Source organism: Bacillus alkalicellulosilyticus, from assembly GCF_002019795.1.
Taxonomy (GTDB): domain Bacteria; phylum Bacillota; class Bacilli; order Bacillales; family Bacillaceae_F; genus Bacillus_AO; species Bacillus_AO alkalicellulosilyticum.
Genome location: NZ_KV917381.1, coordinates 1019325 through 1044097, shown reverse-complemented (window position 1 = coordinate 1044097; position 24773 = coordinate 1019325). Strand labels below are relative to the sequence as shown.

Sequence of the window (24773 nt, the reverse complement as noted above, 5' to 3'; positions counted from 1 at the left end):
CCTTTTGGTAGGTCTTGCTTTTATATAGGTAAACTTGCGATGAAACCGTTGTACAACGTGAGTAACGCATACATAACAGCAAGTGTGAACGTAACCCAAAACAAGATATGAAAGAAAATCATCCCTATCATCCCAGCTATCGATAACGATTCACTGATTCGATAAAGTAAGTAAAAGAAGTAGATGATAACAGCACCTACAAATAAGGCCACAATCGCTATGATATGATTAGTAAACAATAAAGAAAGTCCACTTGCAACTAAAAAAATCCATGAGCCCGAGCGGATTTTTTGCAAGTCACTTCCCTCTACATCCTTGGAAAAAAACAAAAGAGAAAGTTGGATATTTGTATCATTAATAAGCTTTAACGCTGAAAAAACCATAAAAAACAATAATACTAATAAAAAGACCAATGTTAGTTTAATCCCATTTTCAGAAAAGAAATCCATCATTCCGTCATAAATTCCAAAATAGATTAGTTGAGAAATAATGTAAGACTCTGTATATAACGACAATGATGTGCTAAAAAGAAAAATAGAGAATAATGGAAAATGACTCGTTAAGTAGGTATTATTCATGTAAATAAAAACTCCTATAAGAAAAATGACAAAGCCTTTATAAAAGAGGCCCTTGAAAAAGTACAAACCAACTTTTTTCAATGCCTTTGATTATGGTTGCAATGGCTCCACTCGTTGCCCACCTGCTACGAGAAACCCACTCGTAGCAAGCTTTTAAAAAATGCAACGGTTACGCACTTTGCTTCGAGGGCACTGTAAAAGGTAAAAACCGAACTTTTTCAGTGCCCTCTTTATAAAAAGTGTGTTCAATAGGGCAATAACCACGTTATGAACACACTTTCTTTAAAACTATGACTGATATAATACTTCGTACGCATTGAGCTCATTGCTCGTTGTTGGACCTTTTTCTTTTGATTCACGTTTTTCCTGATGAGCACGCTTAAACGCATCACTATGTAACCAATTTTCATAGTCTTGCTTGGATTCCCACTTGGTGAATACAATTTGTTTACCGTCTTCCTTTTCATTATTTAAAAACATAAACTCAATACATCCGGGTACACTTCCCATTTTTTCAGCACTCTTCCCAAACCTCTCAGAAAGGTGTGCTTTCGCCTCTTTTGGCACGTGTAACTCATTCATTACAACATACATTTGAATACCCCCTATTGTCTTGTATTTATTTCCTATTATACACAAACATGTACTTTTTCAAAAATTCATAACTCACATACATTCACAACACCCAAATTATCCATTATAATAAGAGGTATGTTGCCTTATATGTTTTCGTAAGGAGGTCAATCTCATGGGTACATTACTTATTTTAGGTGTCTGTGCAGCCTTTTTAATTTCTATTTTCACTGCAGGATACGAAGGAAAATCTCATAAAAACTAAGTGAGAAAAGAAGCTGACTCAATCGGTATTTTTACCTGTCGAGTCAGCTTTTTTGTTTAAACTAGATTAAACCCTTAAATTGTTGCTGTCGAATGGCCTCATAGATGACTATTGCAGCGGTGTTTGAAAGGTTTAAAGAACGGACTTTATCAGTTTGTGGTATCCGCAAGCAATCTTCTTTCCGCTCTTCTAGCACATCCATTGGCAATCCAGTCGTCTCTCTACCAAACACGAAAAAGATATCTTTTGATTCATCTGAGTAATCAAAGTCACTATAATTTTTTGTACCTACTGTTTCAATAAAATAAAATTGACCACTCGGAAACGTTTGAAACAGCTCGTCCAACGAATCATAATAATTAATTTTTACATTTGGCCAGTAATCACAACCCGCCCGCTTTAGCATTTTATCGTCAGTTGAAAAGCCTAGAGGTCGTATTAAATGAAGCGATGTATTTGTCCCCGCACAGGTTCTTGCGATATTTCCCGTATTAGCCGGAATTTCAGGTTGATATAAAACAATATGTAATCCCACTCTGTACACCTCGTTCTTTTTATCATCTTTGTTATTATACACTACAATTCGATAAGTGGAAAAAAAGGCCGGGATATAAAGGTAAAAAAACGAGGGCACAGAAAAAGGTAAACCTCACTTTTTCTGTGCCCTCTAAAAAAACACCTTTAGCCCCGGCCTCTCCTAATTAGAGTCTAATACACGGAAAAATTTATACTGTATTTTAGGTGTCCATGCTGTGGAATCTTCATACGCCCAATACCTCATCCGGCTATTGGTTGATTGTGCATTGACTAACGGTTCACCGTTCTCATCCTTAGCTACAACAATTGTTGTGTGCTGCCATCTTCCGTCTCCATTGAAATCATAACAGATAACATCACCTGGGCGAAGAGCGGTTGCATCAGACATTTCTTGACCTCTTAAACCGGTTGTTGCTCCACTTAGTTGCCAGCGAAACGCATGAGCTACAGACCAGCTATAGCTCCAATTGTCATTACGGAACCACCACCCCTTTGAACGATTAGGATAGCCGGTCATAGGTACCCCGCCCGCTCGAACACATTGGGATATATAATTCGTACAATTATCATTGAATTTTTTGTACTTAGGATTGTAATCATTCCACCAGCGTTCAGCATATTTAACGGCCTCTTGTCGATTATACGTAAAACGTTCATTCGATACATCTTTTGTCCAAACCCGGTCCATTGATGTTTCTTCGATTTTCTCTGGTTCAGGGAGAATGGCACGGTCTTTGATTAGCTTTCCATTTTTAAAGTCGGCTCTTCTCTTTTCAATTGTTTCTTCTAAGTAAAAATGTTTCGGAAGCTTTATTAAATGCTGATAATGAATAACATAGTCGTAGGAAATGGTCTGGTCAACTGTTTGTTGTCTTAAGATCCTTCCATCTACTGTCGATTTAACAATTTCTCCTTTTCTGTGAGCAAGTTGGTCTCTTTTGCGCTCAAAGCATTCACGTTCACTTCGGTCAAAAACCTCCTCTACGCCATCACCAGTAATAAAACAATGATTTCTCTTTTCCGCTAACCTCTCGATTTGTTCACTATACCTTTCCATAAAGACCCCCTTTATGACTACGGATGACATTATTTAAGATATATGAACAAACCGTCCAAAACATGAATAAAGAAAGCGGATACGTTCCCCAACGGACATGAGGTTCCTTATTCTATGGATTTTTAAGAAATGTTTAATGTAACGGACACCAGAGCCTTTTTTTGAAAAAAACAGGCTACATCCCCCTCTTTTCAGGAAAATAAGGGCTCCTGTGTCCGATACACTTGAAATAACAGTCTTTTTACGAAAATAGCGCATCGTGTGTCCTTTACGACAAAAATTACCTCGAGCCAAAACAAAAAACTCAGCTAGGCTGAGTTTTACATCACATTACGAGATTTTTTCGATGACACCTTCGATTTGAAGTAAGGTTTCTTTCTTTTTTAATCCTCCGCCATAACCAACCATGGCTCCATTGCTTCCAATTACCCTGTGGCACGGGATGATAATCGGAATTGGATTTTGATTGTTTGCTCCTCCTACCGCACGAACTGCTTTTGGAGCTCCTATTTCTTGTGCGATTTCCTTATACGTTCGGGTTTCACCATACCCTATCTCTGTTAACGCATTCCAGACGCACTTTTGAAATGGAGTACCGAATAAGTCCAGTGGGATTGTAAACGAAGCCCTTTGTCCTGAAAAATATTCGTGTAGTTGCTCAACGATAGGCCTTAACTGGTCGCAATCTCGTTGTAATTCCCCTTTGATTCCATGCTTTTTTAACCATGCCTTTAACGTAGGTAAACTGTTTTCAACCATCCCAAAATGAAGATTGCATAGTCCTTGGCTTGTTGCTAATAATGTAATTGGTCCAAGTATACTATCGATTTCATCATAGAATAGATTTGACTGAGTCGACATAATATCCCTTCCTTCCAACTCAAGTCTTATATTTATCATACTGAATAGGTTTCCTGCTTGCCAAGTATCAATAAGCCTATTCTTTTAAAAAGTTTATCGCTTTTTCTAATTCGGCCACTACTTCCAGGTCTGTTTCTTTCTCTTTAGCTTTGCAAAGTAACTCTAGCTCTGATGCTCCTCCTATTTTACCAATGGCCCAAGCTGCCGTTCCTCGAATGACAGGGCGTGGGTCTTTTTCAATGAGTGTAGCTAAAACGGGAAGTGCATTCTTATCCTTATAGTGTGCTAAAGCGATAATCGCATTTCGTTGAATCGGTTTTTTGCCTCTCCACGAACCAGATATATGCCCAAACTTCTCTTTAAATTCCCTATTATTTATTGTGAGAAGTGGGATAAGCTTTGGTTTTGCGATTTCAGGATCAGGCTCCATGTCGCCATGTCGATGATAATCCTTGCCTTTATTTTCTGGGCAAACCTGTTGACACGTATCACAGCCATATAAGCGGTTCCCTAACTTTTTTCGATAGGGCTCAGGTAAAAAACCTTTTGTTTGAGTCAGATAGGCAATACATGCTCCTGAATTTAATTGACCTCCCTGAACAAGGGCCCCTGTTGGACATGCATCGATACATTTCGTACAATTGCCACATTGCTCAGTAATCGGTTCATCTGGAGGGAAAGGAATCGTAGTAATCATTTCCCCCAAATACACATAGCTCCCAAATTCTGGCGTAATGATTGCACAGTTCTTTCCACTCCAGCCAATACCCGCTCTTTCAGCTACCGCTCGGTCTGATAACTCTCCCGTGTCTACCATCGACTTAAATCTCGCATCAGGGACACGTTCTGAAATAAACTGCTCAATTTTAGCTAATTTTTCTTTTAAAATGACATGATAATCTGTTCCCCATGATGCTCGACAAAAAATACCTCGGCGTTCGTCTTTTGTACTTTTGGGAGCATTTTTCATTTTTGATGGATACGCTAGGGCAATCGCAATTATAGATTTGGCTTCGGGCAAAACTTTGACTGGAGATACCCTTTTTTCTATATCTGGTTCCTCGAATCCCGATTGATAGCCTAATTGTTGTTGTGTAATTAACCGTTCCTTTAATGTTGTAAATGGGTCCGCACTGGTAAATTTCACTTTATCTATTCCGACACTTTTACTATATGCAAGAACTTCCGCTTTTAATTGGGCATATGACATTGTCCTCCCCCTTTCCTATAAAAATTAATATTTTATATGGTAAACTAGGCTTACTTATCTATAAAATGAGGTGCGAATTATGCAAAAATTATCAGTTACTATCGCTAAAACCATTAAAGAGGTTGTCCCACAGTTTCAATTAGGTGTCATTACATATCAAAATATTACCGTGAGCGACTCGCCACAAATGTTAAAAGGTCGTTTGCGTTTTTACCAAGAAGAATTACAAATCTCATTGGAAAACCAAGACATTGGCGATATTCCAAGTATAAGCGAAACCCGCTCGATTCTCAAAAAACTCGGCATCGACACATCACGGTATCGTCCCTCTTCCGAAGCCTTGTTGCGCCGGATCAAAAAGGGGCAATTATTTAATCCAATAAACTCTGCTGTTGACTTAAACAATTTCTTTTCTATACAGTATCAAATCCCCTTAGGAATCTATGACTTAGATATGATTGAAGGAGATGTAGAGCTTCGGCTTGGAAAAGAAAATGAAAGTTATCTTGGGATTAATGGCCGGGATAATGATGCAGAACATAAGCTTATTTCTGCTGATGCCATTGATCCATTTGGTAGTCCTGTTGTTGACTCTAAGCGTACTATTATAACAGAGAAAACAAAAAATGCGCTACACTTGGTTTATTGTAACGCCAGCTTAACACCCGATAAAACAGAAGCCATGCTTGAATCAATAGTCAAAATGTTCACTGATGTTCACGGCGGATCTGCGGAAATAAGTATCATTCGTTAATCATTCATTCCTAAAATGTTCCACGGTGTATGTTTAATCTTATCAGGTTAGGGAAAATATATCGTAGAATGATTTTCGTGAAAGGATGAGAAGAATGTCTCAAGAAAAGGTTTCTACGATTCTAAACAAACAAATTGCCAATTGGAGCGTGTTATTTATTAAGCTCCACAATTACCATTGGTTCGTAAAAGGTCCTCAATTCTTTACGTTACATGCTAAGTTTGAAGAGCTTTATACTGAAGCTGCTCTTCACATTGATGAGTTAGCAGAACGACTGTTGGCTTTAAAAGGGGCACCTGTCGCCACAATGAAAGAATTTCTTGAAACAGCATCTGTTCAAGAAGCCAATTCAAATGAATCTGCCGATGATATGGTGTCTAACATCGTAAAGGATTTTAATATATTAATTGATGAGTTAAAAGAAGGAATGGAATCTGCTGACTCGTTAGGTGATGAAACGACAGCGGACATGCTCCTAGCGATTCACCAATCACTTGAAAAACACAACTGGATGCTCCGCTCATTTTTGAAATAATGTTTCGGGAGAGTCAAAAGGATTTTTTCTTTTGACTCTCCTCTTTGTATTTTTGTTAATCATGTTACTTGTTTTGTGTTCATCAACCTTATGAGGACCATTTTACTCCGGTTTACGATTCCTTTTGGTCTTCATCAACCTTATGAAGACCACTTTACTCCGGGTCACGATTCCTTCTGGTCTTCATCAACCTTATGAAGACCACTTTACTCCGGGTCACGATTCCTTTTGGTCTTCATCAACCTTATGAAGACCACTTTACTCCGGATCACGATTCCTTTTGGTCTTCATCAACCTTATGAAGACCACTTTACTCCGGGTCACGATTCCTTTTGGTCTTCATCAACCCTATGAAGACCACTTTACAACGGTTCACGATTCCTTTTGGTCTTCATCAACCCTATGAAGACTTCTATTCTCAGTTCTTGCATCGTTGTTGAAAGAAAAACGCTTGACTAGCTAATGAGCTACCCAAGCGTTCCAATCCTATTGTTGTATTTCTACCTCTGAATCCACTTCTTGAATCTTTTTCTTTCTTTTAAATAACCCTTTTATCTTTCCTAATCCCCGAGAGATATCTTCAAACAACAGATAGACTGACGGTATGATGACAAGTGTAATTAGTGTCGCAAACAAAAGACCGGAGATAACGACGGTTGCAAGTGGAGCTTGGTAATTACTTGCCGCCCCTGTTGAAATCGCGAGCGGAAGCATTCCTCCAACTGTCGTTAACGTCGTCATAAAGATGGGACGTAGTCTGTTTTTACCTGCTTCAACTACCGCAGAAGCAACATCCATGTCTTCTTTACGCAATTGGTTCGTACGGTCTATCAGTAGAATAGCATTGTTCAACACGATACCAATGAGCATGATAACACCCATACCTGACATAATACTTAATTCGCGTTGCGTAAGTAACAATCCTAAAATCACACCTGTTACCGTTAATGGAATGACTGACATAACAATAATCGGATGCTTTAAACTGTTAAATTGAACAGCCATCACAACATACACTAAGAATAAAGCAATTCCTAATACCATCACCATTTCCATCGCAGCTTTTTGCTGTGCTTCTAAATCACCAGCTGTTGAGACCGAATACCCCGCAGGAGAGTCAAAGTCATTTAACATGCTTTGGATATCTCGATTAATTGCTCCTAAATCTCTTCCTTCGATATTTGCTGAAATGGTCACATAGCGGTCACCATCTTTGCGGTTAATTTCAGTTGGAGCTTGCACTTCTTTTAACTCAACATACTTTGATAGCTTCTCCTCCTCTCCTGAAGGAGTCATTACTTTTCGCTCAAGGAAATCTGATTTTTTTGTGATATCAATATCATTTGTTACAACTATCGGTACGGTGTTTTCAGAAACCATCTGTCCTACAGGAACGTTTGTAAAATACGATTCCATTACACCATATAACTGTGTTGGTGTTAGATTAGCATCTTTAATCGCTTTTTCTTTTAATACAATTTGCTGCTCTGTAATTTGTTTTTCAGCAGGATTTTTCACCCCGATAATTCCATCAATAGAGGCTAATTCTTGACTTACCTCTTCTGAAAGAAGAGACAGTTGTTCTAAATCGTCACCGGCAACTTGAATTTGAATTGGACTACCGCCCCCCATATTCATTGCTGTATTCACACTATCAACAGGATGCGTTTCCTCTAACTCAAGTAACGTCGCTAAGATTTTTTCATTTACTTCTTTTTGGTCAATGGTTGCTTCCTCTTCAGGTGCCATATTAATGATCACATACATAGTACCAACCATATCAAGTACAAAATTATTTGTGACATCAGGTACCGTTTCTAATCGCTCATTAACCTCAATCGCAATTTCTTGTCTTTGGGCTGGCGTCACTCCACTTTCAAGCATAATCCCAACCTCTGCATAGCGATTTAACACATCTGGCATTAACGTCATTGGAACTTTTGGAGCTAACACCGCGACACTGACGATAAAAATGACGAGAAAACTCAAAATAACACTATAACGATTTCGTTTCTTCTTTCCTATCCAGCTAACAAGTCCACCATAGCCTTTACTCACTTTTCCTTCTTTACGGTTTTTCGCTTTAGCACTTAACTTTAAGAAGTTTTCAGATAGTGTCGGGATAAGTGTAAATGATACGATGACAGAACTAATTAGCGTCACACACACAACGACAGATAATATAATCATGAATTTCCCGGCTTCTCCACCAAGAATTCCAATCGGTAAGAACACAACAATTGTAGTAAGCATCGACGCAAATACTGCTGTTGCTACTTCTTTTACTCCTTGTAACACAGACTCTAAATTCTCATAGCCCTGTTCTTTCTTGCGATATATCGATTCTAAAATAACAATTGATGCATCAACCATCATCCCTATCCCTAACCCAAGGGCAATTAGGCTTAGCATGTTAAAGCTATATTCAAAATACCACATACCGGTAAATGTTAATAAAATCGATAGCGGAATAGATAAACCAATGATTACGGTCGCTCGAAGATTACGTAAAAAAAGTAAGAGGACAAGGATGGCTAACACTCCACCAATTAATACGTTTTGAGAGACACCTTCAATTGAGTCCGACACATAGTCTGCTTGCGTCACAATTTCCTCAAATTCAAAGCCAGATACTAACCCTTCTTCTCTAATCTTTTCAACTTCGGCTCTTACTGCTTTTGCCATATCGACTTGCGTATAGGTAGACACTCGACCGATTTGAACTAAAATAAAATCCTGACTCCCATTTTTCCAAACCCCTGATGAAAGCTCGCTTGTCTGTTCTGTAACTGTCGCAATATCTGAGATTTTCTTAATTCCTTCCATTGTCGGAATTGTAACGTTCTTAATGTCTTCAACAGTTTCAAACGACGTGTTCCAACGAATCGTTGGGTTTTGGTCTTCACCAGATAATTGCCCCACCGACACATCCATATTGGCTTGCTGCATGGCACCAATGATTTGTGCAGGGTCGATGGCATATTCGGTTAATTTATCTTCTTTTAGTTTGATAATGACTTCTTTTTCCTCTAATCCAACTAAATCAACATCACGAACTTCAGGTAATGCTTCTAGACGACTCTCAACCACATCGCGAGCAAATGCGGACATCTCTTCTTGACTTCCATTTGAGATATCCATGAAAAACTCATAACCGCCACTCATCGAGTATTGAAAAGCCATGATGCTTTTCACTCCAGGAAGCTGAGACTCTAAGCCTTTAACAGAGCTTTCGACATCCTTAAATACTTCATCTCCTCTTCCTTCCTCCATCTCAATTGTCATTGAACTATTTCCAATACTGGATATCGATTGTACCGATGTAACACCATCAATATTTTGTAACACTTGCTCAATTGGTTTCGTAACTCTTTCTTCAACATCTAATGTTGCCATATCACCGGCATCTACTTCGACCACTGCTCCATCAAACGTGACTGGAGGCATTAACTCTTGGTCCAATTGAGTCGTGGCATACAATCCAATGATAAAAATGAGGACAACGACCAATCCAACCAGTAATTTTCGCTTTAATAAGAATTTCAATATTGACATTTTTCCAATTCCTCCGCTTCTAGTAATTTCACACTCATTATATCTAACTGTTAGATTATGTTAATCGTATTACAGTACGAATCTCATCTCATCCTTGAGACGGATAGAGCCTCATCCAACCTTTTCCAATTATATCTAGTATTTGTAAAGAAATAAACACCAATTTTATTTTGTTTTTGTAACTCACTAGTCTCATAGTATCTGGGGGAATATGCTATAATTGATATCTACTTACTTACGTAACACGATACCAAATCAGATGTTAGGAGTGGATTTGACATGAATCAAACAGTCTTAATTACGGGAGCCAACCGAGGTCTTGGTCTTGAACTTGTAAAAGTTTATTTAAAAGATGGGTTCACCGTGTTTGCTGGAGTACGTTCTAGTAACGACCACATTGAGAGGTTAAAACAAGAATTCCCTGAAAAACTGATTGACATCCCAATGGATGTTTCGTCAACAGAATCTGTTGAAAATGCTGCAAATCTTCTGAGAAATCAAACGGACCATTTAGATATTTTGATTAACAATGCAGCTGTTCATTTAGAAGAAGAGCGAAAACGTTTAGAGCAAGTTGATTTTGATGCGGTCCTAGAAACATATAATATCAATACTGTCGGCTCACTACGAGTAACGAAATACTTTTTACCATTTGTGGAAGCGGGTAACCTGAAGCTTCATATCAACATCTCTTCTGAAGCGGGAAGCATTGGGAAGTGTTGGAGAGACGGAGAGTTTGGATATACGATGTCAAAAGCGGCTCTGAACATGCAAAGTGTCGTTCTTCAAAACTTAGTCAAACCAAAAGGAATCAAAGTACTAGCCATTCATCCAGGTTGGATGCGAACGGATATGGGCGGACCAAATGCCACAGATAGCTCAACGACATCTGCCGAACAAGTCGCAGCTCTCGGGAAAAAATACCAAGGCGACCTAGAAGCACCAATTTACTTCGATAACCATGGAGAAGTATTTCCTTATTAAAAAACGCTAAGTGGATTTTTATTAAAGCACTGTACAAAGCCGCTACCTTCATTTAAAGTCCAACAAAAGTGTAGTTCTTTTGTTGGACGCGTAGCGAGCGAAGCCAGTGCCCTTCTTGAGTAACATACAATTCTACATTGTTATGCGATTCCGCGACCTTCTCGGCATTGCACACAACAAGAAAGCAAAGGTCATTAGACCTTTGCTTTCTTTTGTGTACTTACTTAGATGAAGCGAGCCACGCGATACTATTTTTAACTAATTGCTGAAACGAATTATTCGCAAAAGATTGACTGTCATGACCAATTGCTAAATAAACTACTTGTCCTTGACCATAAGAATGATACCAAGCCGCAGGCATCGTTTGTTCTCCGTTTGTACATTCAAGCACTACTGTCTTTTCTGTAAAAGGGTCAAATTCAAAACAGTACAATTCCTCATCCATTTTAAACGACTCGAGTCCTGCCGTAATATCATGCTCTTGTGTAATGTTGTATTGTAGCGTTTGATATGGCGGATGTCCTGTGAATTTGGCGCCTACCAACTGTGCATATTCATAAGTGGTTTGCAACGAAACACCATTATGAATGCAAAGGAATCTACCACCGGCTGCCACAAAACGAAGTAATCCTCCGATTTCTTCAGGGGCTAGTTTCTTCTCCCACGCATCGACATAAGAAATTAACAAATCGTAGTTCGAAAGAGTTTCTTCACGGAGCAAACTTCGGTCAATCGTAACATCAACTTCATCGTGTTCTGGAAGCAATTGTTTTAACTGCTCCTCAATTGCTGATAATGGATGCCAAGGTGCTTCTTCATAATCACCAATCACTAATACTTTTTGACTCATATGTATTCTCCCCTTTCCTTATTTAATAATTATAGTATAACATCTACCACTAACAATTGTTCTTCATCATACTTTCCTTGAACAAGAATCTGTCCTACTTGAGACACCGCGAGCGAGCAACCGATACATCTCCAACCATCCCATGCCCCTCCCACAACAGGACCTACATTGCTTACTCCAATAACAGTAGTTTATGAGTTGTCGCTAATTCGGTATATGATTCTATCCACATGTCACCATAAGGCTCTTTGTGATTATCATAATTTTGCTCTACAGCCCAAGCACTCGGTGAAATTATAAGGTCTGCTCCCATTAGTGCCTGCGCATGACCTATATAGACAGATGCAGGGGAAATATCTGCACAAATATTTAACCCTACTTTACCGAAAGAGGTAGAAACGATACCAAGCGACTCACCCGTTGTATATAAATGAGTCGCAATCGACAACTCATTTATTTTACGATGTTTGTAGATAATCTCTCCGTGTTGGTTAATAAGTATAGCAGAGTTATATAATCTCTCCCCATTCTTCTCCGTTAGGCCTGCTGCTATATAAATGGTTTGATCTTTCGCCACTTTACATAGCAGATTACTATATTCACCCGGAATAGTTTGAGCACTCTCATATGAATTTGGGTATGTCCAACCCAAGTCCAAAGTCTCAGGTAAGACAATCAAATCACATTTTTTTCTGGCTGCCTCTTTTATAAACGTTACAGCTCTGCTTAAATTCTTCTCAGAATTCCCTGGTTCTACCTCCATTTGTCCCATTGCTAACTTAATTCCCCTCAAGAAATATCCTCCTCTTTCGATAAAATTTTACTATATATCCAATAATTTTACTAAATATTCTAAAAGATGATAATATTTTACATCTAAAGAACTATTATATTTTTACAGACTATATTATAATAGTTACAATAGGGCTATAAGACCCTTTTTATTATAAATTAAAAGATTAGTAGGTGATTACATGGTTCAGAAAAATGAAAAAGGATTTACGTTAATTGAACTATTAGCCGCAATCGTCATACTCTCCATTATAATTATAGTATTCTCCGGAATCTTTACAAACTCATTTAAATCCAATGCACATACGACAGATTCGATACAAGCAGTGAATATTGCTCGTGAAATGGAAACGATTATTCGAGTAGATGCTGCGAAGTCTGAGTCTCTAAAAAAATTCATTGATAATGTGAGAGTCAGAGTTGAAAACAATCAGATTCCTTTAATACCAGCTTCACATTTAGCCAAAACTAATACTGCCTATAGTGCATTGCAACTAGATAATAACATTACAGTTGTCCAAAGAAGCGAAAAACGAGAAGACAATACAATTGTACAAGAGGATTATTTTTTATTTCCTTTAAGTCATCCTGAATACACGGTGTCACTTTATTTAAAAGCCAAACCAGATTTAAAGATGGTTAACAAACAACGTTCCTTATACCGAGTATATATTCAAGTGGAATCAAAACATGGAAACACAAAACATCTATCAGATACTTACACGTACATCGAATATAAATACTGATAATCTATGAAGAGAAAGGATTATGGCCTATGAAACGGATGCTTAATCAACAAGACGGGATAACTCTTGTTGAATTATTGGCTACTCTTGCGATTATGTCCTTCTTATTGACTCTTCTGTATGGTGTCTTCTTTAGCGGAATGAATCACGTAAAGAAAGGACAGGATACGGTTGCCCTTCAACAAGAAGCAAACTATATTACAAATCTACTAACGAAGATGCACCAAACCCAAGACACGTACATAATAGATATTAATCCTACTACTAAAGCACTGACGATTACTGACCACAGTGGAACGAAATATACGATTTCAAATCCTAACTTAGAATATAAAATAAGCTATCAAACAGGAGCAACACCTGAAACCGCTATTGTTACGGAAACAACCTTTCACCCTAAAGCTCCTATTAATCCAACTAAAATCGTTCATATTAAGTTGGTTATTATAAGTCCGAATCAGCAATTTGAGGTAAAAACCATTTTATCAAGAATGTAATGGAGGTGTATTTAGTTGAAAGCTATAAGGAATGAAAACGGACTAGCTTTAGTCGTCGTCCTATTAATAATTACTGTTTTTACTGTGTTAGGCTTATCGTTGTTTGCCTTAAGTGTAAACAGTAGTAAACATGCACAAGTCACTGAAATCGATGTTCAGACGGTAGATATTTCGGAAATGGGGTTTGTTCATTATTCAATGAGACTTGAAGACTTTCTCGAAAAAGAAATTCAAACTTACAAACCAACAATTCAAACTCTAATGGTAAACGATTTACAAGCAAACACCTTAAAATCACAAGAACATTACGAAAAAATGGTAGCTGACCATCTGATAGCCAGACTACATGCCGCAGGAGTTACCGAAAAGCTCGTTCCACCAAACGGGAACAGAGTGATTTACAATAAATTTGTTGATGCCAAGGATAACAGGCAATTCCAACTCATTATGGAAAACAAAAATAGTGACATCTTTAAAGAAACAATTCCTGCTTCTGCTGGAGGAGGGCAAATGCTGAAGCTTAGTGTAAAAAGTGAAGGCATTCATGATGATGGATTATTAAAAAGCGTAGAGGCTACAATTGAGTTCAAGATTGATAGGATTACATTGCCACATTATGTTACTGGTGGAACCGGACATAACTATGATTTAACACAAATTCTAATTCCTCCAAATCCACCTAATACATGTACAGGAACTAGCTTAACTACGTCAACAACGAATTGTAAATTTAGCTCTAGTATTACAATCGATGCATCGAATGCAAATATTATTGGTCAGAACTATCATATAACGGGTACTGTAACATCAAAAGTAAATATTACCAGTATTCAAAATACAAAAATGCATATGACGGGTGAATTTAAACAAGAACAGACAATTGGTCGTATTGAAGGTTCTGAACTGTATATAGGTCAGGATGCTAATTTCCGTAATTTTAATAATAATCCAGCAATATCAAGTTCAAAAATTGTTGTCATCGGTGATGCAGTTTTCCCAGAACCTATTAATGGAATGAGTAACTCTCAAATTTATGTAGGGGGAAATGCTACCTTTAGAAATACGAACAACAATATTACAGATTCAACTGTCGTCATTCGAGGAAATGCTACCTTCCTTGAGCCAATTAATATAGGCGCAAACTCTTCCTATTTTATAAATGGAAATGCTAGATTTAATCAAAGACAGCTTACGATTCATTCTACAGCAAAAGTGTGTGTTAATGGAACTGTTTCTGAATTACAACACGCTAGAAGCTCCTATCCTAGATTGTTCACACCAGACAGTGCAAACTTCTCTACCGTTTGTACCGTTCCTGGAACTCAAGCGGTTGCAATAGGAGACAACTTCCTAAAGTGGTTCTTTGACGCAACAAACATTGATTATACGTATAAATAAAATAAGGCTTGGATGGAGTATTCCTCATCCAAGCTTTTGGCTCTATCATTTTTCTCGAATTGGTTCATTAGTCAATAACATGTCAACTGATATTTGCGACGCAGTATCTGGAAAAAACGGCTTTAAAGTATCTTTTTTAATGGGCGTATGTGTAACTTTTCCTCCACCTTCTACTATAAACGTTTTACCAATTACTGCTCCATGTATATGTCCACTTCCTGTGGCGGTGACTGTTGCATTCGGTGCAAATAGTAAACTGCCAGCATTTGATGTTCCCCTAACAGTAACAGTAGAACCACCAGTGATGATATGTCCCTGAATACCTCCTGAGCCTTCAATTGTTATATTCGTTTTATCTGCAAAAAGAGACGCTCCAATTTGTCCATTATTCCCAACTGTAAGTGACGGTCCACTAAAATATATTGTAATTCTCTCATCAGTTTGAGGTGTTGTATTATTAATACGTGCACCAGCTACAGTCATGCTATGGTCTACATATAGTTCTAATTTCCCTTGTCCTTGCAATACAATATTTCCATTATTGGTTACAGATAATTCTCTAACCCTTATTTTTGTGGTCTGGTTACTTGCACCAACATTAATTGTAAGGGTTCTCCCGCCATTTACAGTAATTCTGTTGTATGTCATATCTTCTGGACCGATCGTTGTATTGGAATTGCTTACAATTAAATTTGCTGTACCTGGGTTCATTGGAAAATCTGGAAATTTTGGTAACTCGTATTTAGGTGGTGTTTTTGTATATGGTTTGAATGTATATTCTTGACCTATCATACCTTGTTTTCTCTCTATAATATTTTCACTAGCTCCTGGCATTAAGTAAACAGTCCCCTTAAAAGTATTTGGAGGATTAAAACCAGCCCATTCAAGATTAATCGCTCCAGGATCTATAGAGTTGGTTGCAATGTTACCATCAATTAGACCATTTAAGTGTATTTTATTTTCGGAAAAAACTGCTAAATCATCAGGTAGATCTAGCGAAGACCCACTTTTATTTTTCCACTCCAGCGTAAAAGTAGATTCAACCGTTCTTTTTCGATTATCGACTACTCCTTCTGATACAAGTTTATATTTTCTTATATTTCCTGTATCGTGTCCTGGTACTTTTTCAATTTTTACGTTTGCTTTTGGTGTAACTCCAAAGACTTCTTCAAAAGAATTAATATTGGTATGACTACCAATTTGTAATACTTCGTTCTCTAACTTTGTAAAAAAGTCAGTGGCATTTGTTGCGGTATTATAATAAGTTAGTACATTCCTATTAACATTACTTAAGATTTGGGTTGCTCCTGCTTCTGCGATATAATATGTAGATTGATTATCGCGTTCCCCCGAACTCATCTGAACGTTAGATGCAGCGAGACCCATTAAGCTAAGTCCCATCACAGAAATAACAACTAACACAACTAACACCAATAAAAGCGTAATACCTTTTTCATTTTGAATATGATTTTTACAAGGCAATATCTACACCTACTTTCTTATGTATATAACGGTTGACTGTCTGACTTGTTGTCCATTCTCAAGTGCCTCACTTGTAATATCTAATGTTATTTTATTATCTACCTTTTCAACGAGAAGCTGATCAATAAAGGAAATCATTGCATCTCCATTTTTTAATATCTCTGTTCCAGCATGTTTAATCTTAGCCACTTCTACACCATTTTTGTCTTTTAGAGTAATAACATGGCCTGCTACTTCTACTTTTTCCGCACTTCGAATTTCCTTTGTTATCATATTAAGGGCTAGTCTGACGTTTCCTTGGTGTTCAATCTGATTGGATTGGGTTACTACTTGTTTTTGTCCAGACAGATGGATGGCATTGATGAGCAGTAAAACCATGGAAACAATTGCTAATGTTGCGACTACTTCGATGAGAGTAAGTCCTTTGTTATTACCTTTTAATCGACTCATCATTTTAGTTCCCCCATAATAACTTAGTTTCCATCTTTGCTTCTAATTTACTTGTGTCTGTGCTTGAACGGACCTCTACAACAACACTTACTAGTCGGTTATCAGTTGGTTCTCGTTTAATCCGTGTTCGAATGAGATATCCATCACTTTCTTTTTCGTACTTATACTTCCCTTCTGTAGGATTTGCTTCAAATCCATCAGGATAAGTAGTTTGGAGATCCGTCATTGTCTGCTGTAAACCACCAGTAGTACTTTTATTATACATTTCCTCCATTTCCATTTGAGCTACATAAGTCGCTGAAATAATCTCTTCCGATACTTGATTCGTTTTTGCCGACTGTGTAAACATCGTCATAAACGAAACCAACACAAGGGTTAAGATAACAATAGAAACAAGCACCTCTATAAGCGTTAATCCTTTTTCAGATCGAAACTGATTCATCTCTTTTGTAGTTTCTTTAGACATAAAAAAACTCCCCTCTATGATGATTAGTAGTGATAGACTAGTACTTTTAATTGGATTCAGACTTTTTTGTGGTGTTAGACTCAGGAGTAAAGTTATATTTCTTTCTTGTATGAAGGACATAAGAAGTTGTTTTTTTGTAGGATATTCAGGAAAAATGTACCTAATATACTACTATTCTATCAATAGCGGAATGGGATAACAAGCAACTTTAGTAAGAAATCTCATGTTTCTGACGGATTTTCGACATTTTTTCATAGTTCAAAGGACACAAAAAAAGGTCCCGACGATTTGTCGAGACCTTTTTTTGCTATTAATCCTATCTTCTTAAAGCAACCACTCCTATATCAGCTAGCTTCTTTTGACCTGCTACAGTAGGATGAATATCCCCAACGATAACGTACTCCGCTTGATTTTGACCAAAAGCACTATAAGCATCTGCTAAAACGATTTGATTTTTATACATTTGATTCGTACCTGATACAATTTGAGCGATTTGGTTATTAATGTTTGGCAAAACAGAAAGTCCAACATAATGAAGTGGGTCGGTTACTTGAAAAGGATTGTAAACATTATAGACCACTATTGTTGCATCTGTGAGATTTGTAATTTCTTTAATGATTTGCTGAAGATTTCCAAAGACGTTGCTAGCTGCAATTTCTTGTTGCAACACTTGTTGAAAAACAAGTGGATCTCCTCCACTTACTGCATTTGCATATCCAAGAGCACGTAACAAATCATTATTACCAATAGTAAGTGTAACAACATCTGCGTGTCTAATGGCTTGACGGTACTTTTGATGTTGTAACGACGCTAGTAAATCTTCTGTCGTTGCTCCAGGAACGCTTATGTTTCGAACTCGCGAATTAATTGATTCACCTATTACGTATGGATAAGCAAGTTTGGACGGTTCAAGGTTACTGTCCCCCAAGTTATACCCATACGGAATCGAGTCCCCTAGTGCAACCAATGATTTTTTTGCTTGGTCACTTTTAGCAAATGACACCGAAGTAAATAATAACGATATAAGGAGCAACAACATTACTAACTTAACTATTCTTTTCATTATATATCCTCCTATTTAATCAATTCTTACAACTATTTATAGTATTAAAGTTATAAGCTAATAAAATTTTGTATCCTCCAGTAACCTTTTGAACGAAGGGCCGTCTATTGTTGCGAAACTAAATTCAAAGAAAAAGGAGTTATACAAAATGAGAAAAATACTCGGATTACTGCTATTCACAACTCTCGCATTAACCGCTTGCGGTATCGAGGAACAAGTGACCGTTTCATCTCCACAAACAGAAGTTGCAGCAAACGTTATTGAATCTACACCAGGTGAGAATGACCAAGAAAAATCGATCAAGGAACTCGAAAGTCTTTTATATGAAAATTCATATCATGCTTATACGATTGACTTGCCGGGACATTGGTTGGGAAAGTATGGTGTTGATGAAACAAAAGAAAAAGCTTCCTTCTATTATCAATCAAAGACGGACATAAAAGCTGAGATTTTCAGTGTATATACAATAGATGAAAAAGAATACCAACAGGATGACTTGCATCATTATCTCACCACAACGGATGGGCTTGTCTATTATTTTGTTTTACCGTTAGAAAATCCATATGAAGATACAGTAGAACAAGTTGAATATCACAGTATGGTTGAAGAAGCTCATATTGCGATGAGCACATTCCTTCTTCCTAATGAACAAACGAGCGGAAGTCCAAACGTTGCACTAGAATTATTTTTTTAAGGCTTCCAAACTGGAAATTATGAGTTAGCTCATCAATTTTATGGTGGTGAGTATGAATGGATTCATGAGAAAACAAAAGAACATGCTGAAGTTGATGCAAAAAATGAAGTTAACATACTTAAGGCTTTTATCGAAGTACTAGATGGTGAAATTACTTATATATCCGATATCGTTGAAATAAATTACAGTGTAGAAAACGAATGGTACCAATTTATAGTAGAATTAACAACTGAGGATGGCGAGCCGTATTCTCCTTTTGGAGATGAGGACCCAATTGCGTTTCATGTGAAAGTAATTGATGATTCTTATAAAGTAATGGAGTTACCATCCATAAGTCTGAAATAACTATCTACTTAAAGGAGATGGATACATACACAAAGAAGGTCTATCTCCCCCTCTATCTCTATTATTAACGAACATTTGTCCGTAAGTACTCATACGCTTCTTGTAATGCATCGTAGTACTCTGTTACATCTACTGGTTCTGCAGCCTCTGTAGCATTCCGTTCGATTGTATCGATTTCATTAATTAACGCTAAACGAATGACAACTAGCAGGTCTTTCGGCATGGAAACATGAACATTTGGAACGATTGAATCTTTGGCTAATAACGACATAAGACTTATACCTCGTTTCTTATTTTTACTATAATCTAAGTTTAATCAGGCTAACAAAAAAAGTAAATGAGATTTCTTGACAGATTTTGTAAAAACGATATAAACCTTTCGACAAGAAACTTCAAACTATAGTATTTTTTTCTTGAAAACCGCCTAAGTGATTATAGACAAATGCTTTCTGGATGCAACTACAGCTTACATGTAGTTAGGACGACCTAGTAAATTGAACGAAAACATAGGTCATTACAGTTCATAGCAGGTATTCAACCAATTACTAAACAGTGAACACTGCACTAAAAGCCTGTTCTATATTTTTAACAAAAAACAACTACAACTATTTTCCTGTCATTGTTCACTCATGTGAAATTTTCTCCTACCTCGTTTTTTGAAAGTAAGATTTAACTCATTTTTTCCTACTATAAATCAATAGCACTCCATATAAAAGGGTAATGTTTCCTGTTTTATTATGGGAGAAAATTCCTTATAAAGACTTTTGGAAATTGAAACGAAACTCTTCCAACGTAAAAAAATCGACATTTCAAAGAGCGCATTGAAATAGATAAAAACCTACTTTCTCAGTGGATTTCGCCCAATAATTCCCAACCTTCACCTATAAAAAGGAAACGACGATGTCGCTTCCTTGTTACATATCCTATATTGATTTTTCCCTAATACTTTTGGCTGATATAATAGAAGGTTTCCTGTGTAAACTATTCCTGTTTTTTCTTTTTTTCTAAGGTTGCTATCGTATCTCCTTGTCCCACATTGTATAGTCTACTTTTTGGGTCATATATCTTTTGAGAAGGCCACAACCCATGGTGACTTGATACAAGATAACTAATAAGACATGCGATAAAAAAGAATTCAATGCCCTTGCCATCAAACATTTCAATCGCTAAGAAAAGGCATGCAATAGGTGTATTAGCGCCACCTGCAAATACAGCTATCATCCCAAGTGCAGCTAAAAATGATGTTGGCAAATCAACGACGGTCGAAATCGTGTTACCAAACGTTGCCCCCATAAAAAAGAGAGGAATCGCTTCACCACCTACAAAACCCATTCCCATGGTAATCACAGTAAACACTAGTTTTGCCAAAAAAGAATATGTCGGTACTGCTTCACCTGCTACCGCAGCTTCGAGAACATCAATCCCTCTTCCAAGATACTCTCTAGAACCAACGACATACACTAATACAATGATGACTAAGCCGCCAATAAACCCTCTAAGCATATGATTTTTTTTCAAAAACTTCTCCGATATTCGTTGAACTTCATGCCTTAGTTGACAATAGACTAAGCTAATCATTCCAAATAAAATGGACACGATAATTACCTTTAATACAACCGAAACCGTCATCGGTGGTACACTGTGAATCACAAGATTCTCATGCCCTACATTCCATGCCGCAGTCGTAATATAATGACCGGTAAAACTAGCTACCAAACAAGGAACAATGGCCTCGTATTTCATCTTTCCAACTGAAGTCACTTCCATTCCAAAAATTCCTCCAGTTATCGGTGTGCCAAAAGCTGAGCCAAACCCAGCGCTAATCCCTGCCATTAGCAAAATTTTCTTATCTATTAGATGTATTTTAAAAAAACGGTTCACTGATTCCGCTATACTCCCACCCATTTGGACGGCAGCCCCTTCACGACCTGTTGATCCACCAAATAATACCGTTATAAAAGTTCCTATATAGACTATGGGACCCATTCTTCGATGAACCTGTGAAATCCCCTGTACCCCTTCGAACACAAGGTTGTTTCCTTTCGCAGAATCCTTACCAAAAAACATGTACATATATCCAATCAGTACACCTCCCAATGGGAGGAGAAATAAAAGCCAACCATGCTCTTTACGTGTATCACCTAAAATGTCATTAGTCGTTAATAGTAACGAGGTCAAAGAACCTACTATAACACCAATGATTCCCGAAAAAATTATCCAAGAAAAGAGCGTAACAAATGCAGAAAAATAACGTTCAATCCCATGTTTCATAAACTCCACCGACCTCATATCATAGTCGACGTTAGATTCCCCAAACACTCTCACCTTTATTTAAATCTAGAAAATAAAAAAAAGTGCCCCAAAGTTTCCTTTGGAACACCATTCATCCTTACACTGTAACTCTCCAACCAAAAGGATCTTCGAGTTCACCCTTTTGAATCCCAGTAAGTGTGTCATATAACCTTTTCGATACTTCTCCAGTTTCGCCGTTATTTAATATAAGCTTCTCCTCTTTCCAACCGAACTCGCCAATTGGAGAGATTACGGCAGCTGTCCCAGTCCCAAAAGCTTCTTCAAGCTGTCCAGCGTGGTACGCTTCATAAATTTCAGTAAATGAGATTTTTCGTTCAGTGACTTTAATACCCCAATGCTTTAGTAATTGAATGATTGAATCTCTTGTAATTCCGTCAAGAATACTACCATTTAAAGCCGGTGTCACGATCTCACCATTTATTTTAAAGAATACATTCATACTTCCAACTTCTTCAATGTACTTTTTCTCATTTCCATCCAACCAAAGCACTTGGGAATATCCTTTTTTCTCAGAATTCACTTGTGCCTTTAGACTTCCTGCATAGTTACCACCTGTTTTTGCATATCCTGTACCACCATGGACTGCTCTCACGAATTCAGTCTCAACCGCAATTTTTACAGGGTTAATGCCTTCTTTATAATACGCTCCCACAGGAGAAAGAGTTATCATAAAAGTATAGCTTGTTGATGGCGCTACACCTAAGTATGGTTCTGTTGAAAAGATGAACGGACGGATATACAAAGACGTTCCCTCTGCCTTCGGAATCCACTCTTTATCGATTTCTAGTAATTGCTTTAATGCTTTTAACGCAAAATCCTCGTCAATGGACGGAATGCATAATCGGTCATTGGAACGGTTTAATCGTTCCATATTCTTTTCAGGTCTAAACAAAAGGATATCATCTTCTTTTGAGGAATACGCTTTTAACCCTTCAAATACAGATTGACCATAATGCAATATTTTCGCTGATGGGTCTAAAGTAATCGGTTGATAAGGAATAATCCTTGGACGATGCCAGCCCTTTCCGTCTTCAAAGTCCATAACAAACATATGGTCCGTAAACACTCTGCCAAATTCAAGTTCTTCTGGCTTAGGTATTCTTTTTTTAGTCTCACTTAGTATTACTTTAATCGTTGAATCTGACATGGTTTTATCCCCCTGTAATCCTACTGGCATACATCTTTATCTCTATCTCTAGTAAAAAAAGAAAAAAGAATACACCTACGTTAGTTTTCTACTAGTTTACCATGAAAAAGCGGTTTGTAGGTTACCAATATTTTATTAACTTTCTTACAGTTTTTTTGTTAAAGAAATATAAAAAAACATCATTCAGTCATAATCATAAATGAATTAAAATATAGTCAAAAATGGGACATACATTTCCTAGGAGGTGACTCTATATTATTTTCATTTACGAACAGGAATGGCTATTATTTATCTTGTCAGAGGGTCTTACCTGGGTCGCGGGAATTATGGGTATTGTATTCCGGTATAAATTTGGACTCGTTCGACTTAGTACTTTCTTTTTAGGAATTGTTGTGGGATGTAATGTATTTCAAGCCCTGTTAGTCATCAATAACTACCTTCTCACCGGAACTATATCCTTATTTCAGGTCATCATTATTCTATTTATCCTTTACGGATGCACAATAGGTCGTTCTGACTTTGAACGGCTCGATGCTTTCTTACAACAAAAATATAATGGAAAACGGGACACACTGAATGCCGATTTCCTATCTTATGTGCATTATCGAAAAAAACTATTCCTGTTTCACGGGTGTGCCTTGCTAGTAACTCACCTAGTCTGGCTTATGGTAGACCATTATTATTTTATTGCATCCACTGAAAAGGTTTTTATTTTTAAAGAAACATTTTTCTATATGTTACCGATGATTTATCATAATTCTCCTTTAAATATTTTAAGTTACCTTTGGATTATTGTGTTTCTCTTTGACACTTGTATCATCTTTTACTATTTTATCTGGCAACTAAAATATAAAACCGTAGCCAAATAAGAGCTACGGTTTTTTGCATTCATAAAAAAATATCGAAAAATGTCAATGCTCCTAACACTGTTTAGAATGGGATTTACGAGCTATTTCTGTTTAAATCTACTTAAATTATTTGAAAATCTATGTTTATTCTTAATTTTATGAGGTAGACATATAGTAGACGTTACTTAAAGGAGGAGATAAGAAATGAGAAAGTTTTTAATTTCAACTCTAGCACTTGGCATGATTTTAGGGACAACTAGTTTGGCAGCTAGTGCATCCACAGTAACTGTCAATCCAGGTGACACATTTTGGGGTATTGCCCAAAACCATGATGTTACCGTTGATGAGTTAGTCGAAAGTAATAGCAACTTAGACCCACACGCGTTGCCAGTCGGTTCCGAAGTGCATCTTAATGGAAATGGGCAAGATGAAAATGTGGTGACACACCGGATTTACCCAGGAAACACCTTGTATGGAATTGCACAAGTATATGACGGTGTAACCGTAAATGATTTGTTACATCTGAATGAAGGCATCGACCCTTACTCCCTACAAATTGGTTCGCATGTGAATGTAGTGGAGCAAACACAAGAAACTACTACAGACAGTAACGTCGTCTATCATACAGTTCAACCAGGAAATACGTTTACTAACATTGCAAGTGTCTATGATTATGTGTCTGCCGATGACATTGCAGCAGCTAATCCTAATGTAGACCCTTATGAATTGACAGTTGGTACTCAAATTGCCATTCCGTTAAAATAAACAAATCG

At 37.3% G+C, this 24773-nt stretch carries 26 protein-coding genes; 9 read left to right on the top strand and 17 right to left on the bottom strand.

Translation table 11 applies throughout. From position 1 onward, the window contains the following. Positions 1 to 20: 20 nt before the first annotated feature. From BK585_RS05435 to queG, 6 genes are all read right to left on the bottom strand, one after another. The gene (locus tag BK585_RS05435) at positions 21 to 578 is read right to left on the bottom strand and encodes a DUF5366 family protein (protein ID WP_078552441.1); all 558 of its coding nucleotides are present in this window, start codon (positions 576 to 578) and stop codon (positions 21 to 23) included. A 288-nt stretch (positions 579 to 866) separates the two neighbouring features. After that, complete coding sequence (locus BK585_RS05430) at positions 867 to 1172, bottom strand: antibiotic biosynthesis monooxygenase family protein (RefSeq protein ID WP_078552439.1); 306 nt, start codon at positions 1170 to 1172, stop codon at positions 867 to 869. Positions 1173 to 1477: 305 nt separating this feature from the next. Next, the gene (gene trmL / locus BK585_RS05425; RefSeq protein WP_078552437.1) at positions 1478 to 1951 is read right to left on the bottom strand and encodes a tRNA (uridine(34)/cytosine(34)/5-carboxymethylaminomethyluridine(34)-2'-O)-methyltransferase TrmL; all 474 of its coding nucleotides are present in this window, start codon (positions 1949 to 1951) and stop codon (positions 1478 to 1480) included. A 162-nt stretch (positions 1952 to 2113) separates the two neighbouring features. Next, the gene (locus BK585_RS05420) at positions 2114 to 3010 is read right to left on the bottom strand and encodes an amidase domain-containing protein (protein ID WP_078552435.1); all 897 of its coding nucleotides are present in this window, start codon (positions 3008 to 3010) and stop codon (positions 2114 to 2116) included. A 330-nt stretch (positions 3011 to 3340) separates the two neighbouring features. Continuing rightward, a complete protein-coding gene (locus BK585_RS05415; RefSeq protein ID WP_078552434.1) occupies positions 3341 to 3871 on the bottom strand; it encodes a methylated-DNA--[protein]-cysteine S-methyltransferase in 531 nt (176 codons plus the stop codon). Between the two features lie 76 nt (positions 3872 to 3947). Continuing rightward, on the bottom strand, positions 3948 to 5081 hold the full coding sequence (queG, locus tag BK585_RS05410) for a tRNA epoxyqueuosine(34) reductase QueG (protein ID WP_078552432.1): 1134 nt from the start codon (positions 5079 to 5081) through the stop codon (positions 3948 to 3950). A 79-nt stretch (positions 5082 to 5160) separates the two neighbouring features. Between queG and BK585_RS05405 the strand changes: the two genes are divergently transcribed. Together BK585_RS05405 and BK585_RS05400 are read left to right on the top strand one after the other, a co-directional pair. Next, positions 5161 to 5835, top strand: coding sequence for a B3/B4 domain-containing protein (locus tag BK585_RS05405; protein ID WP_078552430.1), 675 nt, complete (start codon positions 5161 to 5163; stop codon positions 5833 to 5835). A 94-nt stretch (positions 5836 to 5929) separates the two neighbouring features. Beyond that, the gene (locus tag BK585_RS05400; protein WP_078552427.1) at positions 5930 to 6370 is read left to right on the top strand and encodes a Dps family protein; all 441 of its coding nucleotides are present in this window, start codon (positions 5930 to 5932) and stop codon (positions 6368 to 6370) included. A 486-nt stretch (positions 6371 to 6856) separates the two neighbouring features. On the opposite strand, the gene BK585_RS05395 is transcribed toward BK585_RS05400, so the two are convergent. Beyond that, on the bottom strand, positions 6857 to 9925 hold the full coding sequence (locus tag BK585_RS05395) for an efflux RND transporter permease subunit (RefSeq protein ID WP_078552425.1): 3069 nt from the start codon (positions 9923 to 9925) through the stop codon (positions 6857 to 6859). Between the two features lie 279 nt (positions 9926 to 10204). Between BK585_RS05395 and BK585_RS05390 the strand changes: the two genes are divergently transcribed. After that, a complete protein-coding gene (locus BK585_RS05390; protein WP_078552423.1) occupies positions 10205 to 10909 on the top strand; it encodes an SDR family oxidoreductase in 705 nt (234 codons plus the stop codon). A 220-nt stretch (positions 10910 to 11129) separates the two neighbouring features. On the opposite strand, the gene BK585_RS05385 is transcribed toward BK585_RS05390, so the two are convergent. From BK585_RS05385 to BK585_RS05380, 3 genes are read right to left on the bottom strand one after another with little or no spacing between them, the layout of a single operon-like run. Next, positions 11130 to 11759: a ThuA domain-containing protein gene (locus BK585_RS05385; RefSeq protein ID WP_078552421.1), complete on the bottom strand. Its 630-nt coding sequence runs from the start codon at positions 11757 to 11759 to the stop codon at positions 11130 to 11132. Positions 11760 to 11788: 29 nt separating this feature from the next. Continuing rightward, complete coding sequence (locus BK585_RS24585; RefSeq protein ID WP_281248875.1) at positions 11789 to 11914, bottom strand: hypothetical protein; 126 nt, start codon at positions 11912 to 11914, stop codon at positions 11789 to 11791. Positions 11915 to 11931: 17 nt separating this feature from the next. Beyond that, a complete protein-coding gene (locus BK585_RS05380) occupies positions 11932 to 12552 on the bottom strand; it encodes a carbon-nitrogen hydrolase family protein (RefSeq protein ID WP_078552419.1) in 621 nt (206 codons plus the stop codon). 181 nt (positions 12553 to 12733) lie between these two features. On the opposite strand from BK585_RS05380, the gene BK585_RS05375 reads away from it, so the two are divergent. The 3 genes from BK585_RS05375 to BK585_RS05365 are packed head-to-tail and all read left to right on the top strand — an operon-like array spanning position 12734 to position 15192. Further along, a complete protein-coding gene (locus tag BK585_RS05375; RefSeq protein WP_078552417.1) occupies positions 12734 to 13297 on the top strand; it encodes a type IV pilus modification PilV family protein in 564 nt (187 codons plus the stop codon). A gap of 29 nt (positions 13298 to 13326) precedes the next feature. Further along, complete coding sequence (locus tag BK585_RS05370; protein WP_078552416.1) at positions 13327 to 13794, top strand: PilW family protein; 468 nt, start codon at positions 13327 to 13329, stop codon at positions 13792 to 13794. Between the two features lie 15 nt (positions 13795 to 13809). Further along, complete coding sequence (locus BK585_RS05365; RefSeq protein ID WP_078552414.1) at positions 13810 to 15192, top strand: hypothetical protein; 1383 nt, start codon at positions 13810 to 13812, stop codon at positions 15190 to 15192. Positions 15193 to 15237: 45 nt separating this feature from the next. Here the strand turns inward: BK585_RS05365 and BK585_RS05360 are convergent, their stop codons facing one another. The 4 genes from BK585_RS05360 to BK585_RS05345 form a co-directional block, all read right to left on the bottom strand. Next, on the bottom strand, positions 15238 to 16674 hold the full coding sequence (locus BK585_RS05360; RefSeq protein WP_170885484.1) for a PilX N-terminal domain-containing pilus assembly protein: 1437 nt from the start codon (positions 16672 to 16674) through the stop codon (positions 15238 to 15240). A 9-nt stretch (positions 16675 to 16683) separates the two neighbouring features. Next, positions 16684 to 17127 (bottom strand): prepilin-type N-terminal cleavage/methylation domain-containing protein, encoded by a 444-nt coding sequence (locus BK585_RS05355; protein ID WP_078552410.1) that lies wholly within the window; start codon positions 17125 to 17127, stop codon positions 16684 to 16686. Between the two features lies 1 nt (position 17128). Further along, entirely contained in the window at positions 17129 to 17590 is a 462-nt protein-coding gene (locus tag BK585_RS05350; protein WP_245805786.1) for a type IV pilus modification PilV family protein, read from the bottom strand. A gap of 316 nt (positions 17591 to 17906) precedes the next feature. Next, entirely contained in the window at positions 17907 to 18653 is a 747-nt protein-coding gene (locus BK585_RS05345; protein ID WP_078552406.1) for a GDSL-type esterase/lipase family protein, read from the bottom strand. 148 nt (positions 18654 to 18801) lie between these two features. Between BK585_RS05345 and BK585_RS05340 the strand changes: the two genes are divergently transcribed. Continuing rightward, the gene (locus BK585_RS05340) at positions 18802 to 19347 is read left to right on the top strand and encodes a hypothetical protein (protein WP_078552404.1); all 546 of its coding nucleotides are present in this window, start codon (positions 18802 to 18804) and stop codon (positions 19345 to 19347) included. A gap of 409 nt (positions 19348 to 19756) precedes the next feature. Here BK585_RS05340 and BK585_RS05335 read toward each other — a convergent pair whose 3' ends face one another. The 3 genes from BK585_RS05335 to BK585_RS05325 form a co-directional block, all read right to left on the bottom strand. Then, the gene (locus BK585_RS05335; protein WP_078552402.1) at positions 19757 to 19963 is read right to left on the bottom strand and encodes a hypothetical protein; all 207 of its coding nucleotides are present in this window, start codon (positions 19961 to 19963) and stop codon (positions 19757 to 19759) included. 710 nt (positions 19964 to 20673) lie between these two features. After that, complete coding sequence (locus BK585_RS05330; RefSeq protein ID WP_078552401.1) at positions 20674 to 21963, bottom strand: chloride channel protein; 1290 nt, start codon at positions 21961 to 21963, stop codon at positions 20674 to 20676. Between the two features lie 118 nt (positions 21964 to 22081). Beyond that, a complete protein-coding gene (locus tag BK585_RS05325) occupies positions 22082 to 23152 on the bottom strand; it encodes a branched-chain amino acid aminotransferase (protein ID WP_078552399.1) in 1071 nt (356 codons plus the stop codon). A gap of 326 nt (positions 23153 to 23478) precedes the next feature. On the opposite strand from BK585_RS05325, the gene BK585_RS05320 reads away from it, so the two are divergent. Beyond that, a complete protein-coding gene (locus tag BK585_RS05320) occupies positions 23479 to 24021 on the top strand; it encodes a hypothetical protein (RefSeq protein ID WP_078552397.1) in 543 nt (180 codons plus the stop codon). A 183-nt stretch (positions 24022 to 24204) separates the two neighbouring features. After that, positions 24205 to 24765 (top strand): LysM peptidoglycan-binding domain-containing protein, encoded by a 561-nt coding sequence (locus tag BK585_RS05315; RefSeq protein WP_078552395.1) that lies wholly within the window; start codon positions 24205 to 24207, stop codon positions 24763 to 24765. The last annotated feature ends 8 nt before the right edge of the window (positions 24766 to 24773 follow it).

Bases quoted from the DNA above. Each gene is read 5' to 3' on its own strand.
- BK585_RS05435 (WP_078552441.1), bottom strand. From the start codon at position 578: ATGAATAATACCTACTTAACGAGTCATTTTCCATTATTCTCTATTTTT.
- BK585_RS05430 (WP_078552439.1), bottom strand. From the start codon at position 1,172: ATGTATGTTGTAATGAATGAGTTACACGTGCCAAAAGAGGCGAAAGCA.
- BK585_RS05420 (WP_078552435.1), bottom strand. From the start codon at position 3,010: ATGGAAAGGTATAGTGAACAAATCGAGAGGTTAGCGGAAAAGAGAAAT.
- BK585_RS05415 (WP_078552434.1), bottom strand. From the start codon at position 3,871: ATGTCGACTCAGTCAAATCTATTCTATGATGAAATCGATAGTATACTT.
- queG (WP_078552432.1), bottom strand. From the start codon at position 5,081: ATGTCATATGCCCAATTAAAAGCGGAAGTTCTTGCATATAGTAAAAGT.
- BK585_RS05405 (WP_078552430.1), top strand. From the start codon at position 5,161: ATGCAAAAATTATCAGTTACTATCGCTAAAACCATTAAAGAGGTTGTC.
- BK585_RS05400 (WP_078552427.1), top strand. From the start codon at position 5,930: ATGTCTCAAGAAAAGGTTTCTACGATTCTAAACAAACAAATTGCCAAT.
- BK585_RS05395 (WP_078552425.1), bottom strand. From the start codon at position 9,925: ATGTCAATATTGAAATTCTTATTAAAGCGAAAATTACTGGTTGGATTG.
- BK585_RS05390 (WP_078552423.1), top strand. From the start codon at position 10,205: ATGAATCAAACAGTCTTAATTACGGGAGCCAACCGAGGTCTTGGTCTT.
- BK585_RS05385 (WP_078552421.1), bottom strand. From the start codon at position 11,759: ATGAGTCAAAAAGTATTAGTGATTGGTGATTATGAAGAAGCACCTTGG.
- BK585_RS05375 (WP_078552417.1), top strand. From the start codon at position 12,734: ATGGTTCAGAAAAATGAAAAAGGATTTACGTTAATTGAACTATTAGCC.
- BK585_RS05370 (WP_078552416.1), top strand. From the start codon at position 13,327: ATGAAACGGATGCTTAATCAACAAGACGGGATAACTCTTGTTGAATTA.
- BK585_RS05355 (WP_078552410.1), bottom strand. From the start codon at position 17,127: ATGATGAGTCGATTAAAAGGTAATAACAAAGGACTTACTCTCATCGAA.
- BK585_RS05350 (WP_245805786.1), bottom strand. From the start codon at position 17,590: ATGTCTAAAGAAACTACAAAAGAGATGAATCAGTTTCGATCTGAAAAA.
- BK585_RS05345 (WP_078552406.1), bottom strand. From the start codon at position 18,653: ATGAAAAGAATAGTTAAGTTAGTAATGTTGTTGCTCCTTATATCGTTA.
- BK585_RS05340 (WP_078552404.1), top strand. From the start codon at position 18,802: ATGAGAAAAATACTCGGATTACTGCTATTCACAACTCTCGCATTAACC.
- BK585_RS05335 (WP_078552402.1), bottom strand. From the start codon at position 19,963: ATGTCGTTATTAGCCAAAGATTCAATCGTTCCAAATGTTCATGTTTCC.
- BK585_RS05330 (WP_078552401.1), bottom strand. From the start codon at position 21,963: ATGAAACATGGGATTGAACGTTATTTTTCTGCATTTGTTACGCTCTTT.
- BK585_RS05325 (WP_078552399.1), bottom strand. From the start codon at position 23,152: ATGTCAGATTCAACGATTAAAGTAATACTAAGTGAGACTAAAAAAAGA.
- BK585_RS05320 (WP_078552397.1), top strand. From the start codon at position 23,479: ATGGGTATTGTATTCCGGTATAAATTTGGACTCGTTCGACTTAGTACT.
- BK585_RS05315 (WP_078552395.1), top strand. From the start codon at position 24,205: ATGAGAAAGTTTTTAATTTCAACTCTAGCACTTGGCATGATTTTAGGG.